Raw genomic sequence first — 4131 nt, 5'->3', positions numbered from 1 at the left:
TCCTCTTGTAACCACCCATGTATATTGGATACATCAATTATATCCTCTATATTTTTCGTGGTGTCTATTGGCTCCCCAAAAGCTAATGATTTTTGGGCAATATCTTTTGCATTAATCCCATATTTATCTATATAAATTTTTTTTAAATTTTTCTCTAAATCCTCTGCCAGTAGTATTTTATTAAATAACCAGGTGTGAATAGGTGCTAAAAATGCGCTCATTATTATTCCTCCAATATTTGTTTATTCTTTAAATCTATAAATTAATAATAATCTATTTAGCCTAAAATTACAGTAACATATGTTACCATAACATTTTACTATAGACTGATTACTATTATATTTGCATAGTAGCAATAATTATATATTTTCATTAAAAATGAAGAGAGCATAAAAGCTCTCTTCATTTAAAATACATTGGCTAATTTAATTATTTTTTACTTATAAGAAAATATTATTCATATATTTATTTTTACTTTATATATTTTTGAGGATTTATTGGCTCACCATTTTCTCTTACCTCAAAATGTAGATGGGGTCCTGTGCTATTACCAGTACTTCCTACTTCTCCTATTTTTTCGCCACACTTTACAACTTCACCTTTTTTTACAGTAATAGCACTACAATGTGCATATATAGTTTCTATGCCTCCATTATGAGCGATTTTCACCACATTACCATATCCATCTTCCCACGCTGCACAAGTAACTGTACCATCTAATACAGTATTTATCGTTGCACCTAAATTAGCCGCTATATCAATTCCTTTATGCATTTTTCCCCAACGCATACCAAAATTTGAACTTATGCTTCCTCTTGATGGACTGTTCATATGCGCAAGTTCAAGTATTATTGGCTTACTTGTTCCCACGTATATTTCTTTATTTTGCACAGGTGTTATAGTTTCTTCCTTTAAAAATTTTTCAGATACTATATTATTGTTGAGGGCTATTACCTCAGTAGTAACCTTTTTAATTCCATCTATGCCTTCGCGTTCAATCTTGCTAACCCCACTCATTAGCTTATCAGAAGATTTTATAATTGTAGTAGGATATATGGTTTGTTCTTTAATTATACTCCCCTCTACCTTAACCGTTATAAGGGGTATTTGATTTTTATTGTTATATATTATTAAATCCTTTATAATTTTAGAATTTTCATATAAATCTCCTGTTTTAACCTTAACGGACTCATAACTAATTTTATTTACTATATCTGTTTTTCTAATATTATTTAGCTTTGCCTTCTTAAAATAATAATCTTTTACACCATTCAAAATTTCTTTTCCTTGATTCTCAGATACCACATATGCAACTTTTCTATTATCAGATTTCATTAGAACTGCATCTACAACTATATTGAATTTTTTTAACATTACTTTCTTAAGATTAGCTCCACTTATAACCATAGCATCATCATCATCTACTTTTACTTTTGTTAAAGTAAAATCCTGCAATGTAACTACGTTGCTATATTTTGATTCAATTTCGCTTTGCAATTCCTTATATGTTTTATTAAATCCATTCTTACTTTTTACAAATGTTATGGTATTTATCCCTATAGAAACTTTATAACCATAAAACCTGTAAGTATTAAAATACATAATAGTGGCAATAAATATGAGTGTTGTAAGTACCACACATATTTTATTTTTGTTCCATTTTAAAGCATTCAAGACGATACCTCCTATGATACTTACTTAATATGCCCATTTCATCTAATAATAAACATTAATTGATGGTTTATTTTTATTTCTATCTTTAACTATATGGTATACTATAGGTTGAATAATAAAATTTTTATAAACTAAGACATTAATTATAATTTATAATATCCATAATATACGTAGCGTATTATATTGCATTTAAAAATTATAGTTCTATAATATAAAAAGAAAGGTAGTGACTTTATGAGCACTTTCATGTTTAAAAATGAAAACTATAAATATACTCCAGTGAGTAATATTTTTATAGATAAATTTATGCCTAGAGCTAGAGGAGAGTTTGTTAAGGTTTACCTTCTAGGGCTAAAATATTGTGCATCTGGAGAAATAGGTGCTACCTCTTCCGTTATAGCAAATACCCTTGGGCTGCTAGAAACGGATGTTGTTAACGCTTGGACCTATTGGAATGATGAGAATCTAATCAAAATGACCCCCATTGATAATATGGGTAATTTCAACATTGAATTCCCGGATTTATTAGATATTCCTGATGAAAATATTCAGAATGTAAGCTTACTTGAAGAACTAAACAATTCTTCAATAAAGGGTATGCTTCAAGAGATTGAAAAACTAATTGCCAGACCTCTTTCACCAAAAGAAATGACTATGTACCTAAGCTGGCAAAAAGATTATAATTTTGCACCAGAGCTAATACTTCTTTTAATTCAATATTGTGTATCAAAAGGTAAAGTAGACTATAGATACTTTGAAACTATTGCAATTGCTTGGCATGATGCTAATATTAAAAACATTGAAGATGCCCAATCCTATATAAAAAAACATGAAGATAAATGGATTAATATTAGAAAAATATTAAATTACCTAGGAATAAAAGCCCCTGAAATAATGAAACCCCAAGAACAAATATTAGATAAGTGGGTAAATGTTTATAAATTCTCTCTAGAAGTTATATTTAAAGCTTGTGATATTTGTTTTGATAGGCTGGGCAGAGCTGATTTTAAATATATTGATGGAATTTTAAATAGTTGGTTTAAAGATGGTATAAACTCTTTAGAGGATATTGAGAAAAAAGATAAAAAACGATCATTAACTACTAAAAATAATACTGCTGGTGGAAAGCCTACCAAAGGTAGTTTTAATGATTATGAACAAAGAGCCTATGACTTCGATGAACTTGAAAAGAAATTACTAGGATGGGATAATAATGATTAAAGGATATCAAACTAAAATACTAGCCGTGTATGATAAAATAAGACTAGAAGAAGAATCAGCATTTAGAAAAAGAAAAACTCATATAGAAAATACTCACCCTGAAATTATCGATTTAGATCATAAAATAGGTAAACTATGTATAGAATTATCTATTAGCGCTTTAAAAAGTATTTATAATAGAGATGAGTATTTACATGCTCTGAGAGAAAAAATAATAGATCTAAGAGTTAAAAAATCTGAGTTATTAGTTTCTAATGGTTTTGATATGGAATACTTGAATTTACATTATAGATGTACTAAATGCCAAGATACTGGCTTTATTGGAAATACTAAATGCTCCTGCTTTAAGCAAAAGGTTGTAGATGTTTATTACACTGGTTCTGAACTTCGAGGCATGTTGAAAACCCATAATTTCGATAATTTTAAATTAGATTACTATCCTTCTAGAAAAAGTGACCTTGAATCAGAATCTCCAAGAAAGAACATTGAAAAGATTTTATCTAAATCTATGAGATTTTTGAAAAATTTTGATACCACTGATGAAAATTTGTTATTCTATGGAAGCTCTGGCACTGGAAAAACTTTTCTGTCTCATTGCATTACAAAGGAATTACTCGACAAAGGATCTTTTGTAGTATATAGAACAGCTGAAGAATTGATAAAGACATTAAAAGAAATTCGATTTAATGGTGATACTTCTTCAGAAGAGTTATTAATAAATTGTGATCTACTTATTATAGATGATTTGGGTACAGAGCAAATTTCAGATTTTACTAAAACGGAAATGTTTAATCTACTTAACACCAAGTTATTAAAACAAAAAAAAATGTTAGTGTCCACTAATTTGACACTTGAAAATTTATTGCATACCTACACCGAAAGAATAACTTCTAGGTTACTTGGAAATTTTACACTTTGCAAATTCTTCGGAGATGATATAAGAATAAAGAAAAATTTGAGTAAATCAAAATAAATGAAAGTTAAATTTAAGGATAGTTCGTTTTAAAGACGAACTATCCTTACTTATGAAAACTATCAATACCTTCTAAAGTTTTTTATAGCGAATAAAAAAAGTCCTAAACGAATGTTTAGGACTTTTAATGGAGCTAGCAATAGGAATCGAACCTACAACCTGCTGATTACAAGTCAGCTGCTCTACCGTTGAGCCATGCTAGCAAACATATGGCGACCCAGAACGGACTCGAACCGTCGACCTCCGCCGTGACAGGGCGGCAC

The 4131-nt window shown here is 29.2% G+C and carries 3 protein-coding genes, 1 tRNA gene and 1 pseudogene; 2 read left to right on the top strand and 3 right to left on the bottom strand.

Translation table 11 applies throughout. The features are described 5' to 3' along the window. Both JJE11_RS15860 and JJE11_RS15855 read right to left on the bottom strand, forming a co-directional pair. Positions 1-221: pseudogene (locus tag JJE11_RS15860) on the bottom strand (hypothetical protein); the annotation flags it as partial. A gap of 250 nt (positions 222-471) precedes the next feature. Beyond that, positions 472-1674, bottom strand: a complete 1203-nt coding sequence (locus tag JJE11_RS15855; RefSeq protein WP_291637355.1) for a peptidoglycan DD-metalloendopeptidase family protein — start codon at positions 1672-1674, stop codon at positions 472-474. A gap of 234 nt (positions 1675-1908) precedes the next feature. On the opposite strand from JJE11_RS15855, the gene JJE11_RS15850 reads away from it, so the two are divergent. Together JJE11_RS15850 and JJE11_RS15845 are read left to right on the top strand one after the other, a co-directional pair. Next, entirely contained in the window at positions 1909-2895 is a 987-nt protein-coding gene (locus JJE11_RS15850; RefSeq protein WP_291637353.1) for a DnaD domain protein, read from the top strand. Further along, positions 2888-3868 (top strand): ATP-binding protein, encoded by a 981-nt coding sequence (locus JJE11_RS15845; RefSeq protein ID WP_291637352.1) that lies wholly within the window; start codon positions 2888-2890, stop codon positions 3866-3868. Before JJE11_RS15850 ends, JJE11_RS15845 begins: the two co-directional genes overlap by 8 nt. Before the next feature lie 128 nt (positions 3869-3996). Here the strand turns inward: JJE11_RS15845 and JJE11_RS15840 are convergent. Continuing rightward, positions 3997-4071, bottom strand: a tRNA-Thr gene (locus JJE11_RS15840). Positions 4072-4131 lie beyond the last annotated feature (60 nt).

The sequence above is a fragment of the Clostridium sp. genome, assembly GCF_016650095.1.
GTDB lineage: Bacteria > Bacillota > Clostridia > Clostridiales > Clostridiaceae > Clostridium_AD.
This window is presented reverse-complemented; position numbering and strand designations above follow the sequence as displayed.

Excerpts from the sequence above, each read along its gene's own strand:
- JJE11_RS15850 (WP_291637353.1), top strand. The coding sequence starts at position 1,909 with ATGAGCACTTTCATGTTTAAAAATGAAAACTATAAATATACTCCAGTG.
- JJE11_RS15845 (WP_291637352.1), top strand. The coding sequence starts at position 2,888 with ATGATTAAAGGATATCAAACTAAAATACTAGCCGTGTATGATAAAATA.